The following is a 1,605-nucleotide window of genomic DNA, read 5'->3' as shown; positions in this document are numbered from 1 at the left end:
AACTTTAGGTGAGCTACTTAAAAAATTGAATTACGAAGTAAAAATAGTTTAATCGATAAAATAACAGGAAGTACCATAATGTTACTGATTATTAAGTGGTTATTTCCATTTCGCCTATTATGAATAATGGGTATAAAGCACCTTGTTATGTTAATCATTAATATGCGTAATACTTGAATCATTGATTTCAATATTCGTAAGGAGTATACGCAATGAACTATAAATTCTTTACTATTTTATCTGTCCTTTTGCTCAGTGCGTGCACTACAACTAAAACTATTTCTCTTGCAGTAAATGAATTGCCGCCCACTGCTGCCGATGATGGCGGTATAGAGCTCCAAATGTGGAAATCTATCGGGGGTAAAAATGTAAGAGCTCTAACTAGAAATGCTCGATTTCCGCTCAGCTCTAGTTCAAGTGAACTTGTCCAGGAGCTAGACTTTATTGATTCAAAGGGCGATAAATATGGGCAACGGCTAAGAGGTTTGCTTATGGTCCCCGAAAGCGGTGCCTATACCTTCTGGCTAAGCGCAGACGAAAGCGCAGAAGTTTGGTTATCTGGCGATGATACTCCCGACAATAAGCGATTGATCGCTTTTGTTAATAAGCCTTCTGGATACAAAATTTGGGATCGTTATAAAACTCAGAAGTCGCCTACTATTAACTTAGACGCTGGAACACCATACTATTTCGAAGTATTGCATAAAGACCACCTAGGTGGAGACTACTTAAATGTCTCATGGTCAGGGCCAGGTTTTGAGCTGACCACGCTAACGAGTGAAAACTTAGCATACTATGACCACGAATCAGGTTTAGCTGAAAGTTACCAGGATGGTTATCATGTCGGTTACCACTCAGGTAACCTTCTATCCCCCTATGATAATCGCTATCTGCCAATAGACAGTGATAATGACGGTTTACCTAATTTCTATGAATTAGCGATTGGAACAGATCCTAATGATGATGCCGATGCTTTTTCTGATAGTGATGGCGACCTATTAAGCAATGTTGATGAGTATTTCATTCTAAGCAACCCACTAGATGAGGACACCGATAACGACGGTATTCCTGATGGGTATGAGGTATTGGTTGGTCTCAACGTTCTAGATTCATCGGACGCCGTAAATGACAATGATGGTGATGGCTCGTCTAATCTTGATGAATATTTGGCAGGGACACAAATAGACAACGCAAGCAGCGTACCGGAACTCCCGTCAACCCCTGATTCGGGTGGACAAGATATTTACGCTGTTGAGCTTAATTGGTCGGCACCAAACACTAGAGAGGATGGAAGCGCTTTGAGCCAGGGCGATATCAAGTCTTATAAAATTTATCGTGGGGCAAGTAGTGGCAATATGGTGTTGCTAATAACCGTAACAGACCCTGAAGCGACTTCGGTTGCTTTGGAATCTCTAAGCGCTGGTACTCATTACTTTGCGATCAGTACCGTGACTAAGGATAACTCTGAGAGCAAAAAGTCTTCGATTGTCGAAGTAAATATATAGAGAATTGTAATTGCCTTGTACCAATATAAGGTGGATTTGTTGCCGGGATTTTGCTACCAAGTTAAATAAATTCAAATAATTGTTACATTTATGTGACGGT

1 protein-coding gene is annotated in these 1,605 nt (G+C 40.4%); it reads left to right on the top strand.

Annotated features, from left to right (window positions below):
- Nucleotides 1-212 precede the first annotated feature (212 nt).
- Nucleotides 213-1,505: a PA14 domain-containing protein gene (locus A3729_RS13465; protein ID WP_068507537.1), complete on the top strand. Its 1,293-nt coding sequence runs from the start codon at nucleotides 213-215 to the stop codon at nucleotides 1,503-1,505.
- Nucleotides 1,506-1,605 lie beyond the last annotated feature (100 nt).

Source organism: Oleiphilus sp. HI0043 (genome assembly GCF_001634935.1).
The sequence above is the reverse complement of the archived record's forward strand: the minus strand, read 5'-3'. Positions and strand labels throughout refer to the sequence as shown.

Bases quoted from the DNA above. Each gene is read 5' to 3' on its own strand.
- A3729_RS13465 (WP_068507537.1), top strand. From the start codon at position 213: ATGAACTATAAATTCTTTACTATTTTATCTGTCCTTTTGCTCAGTGCG.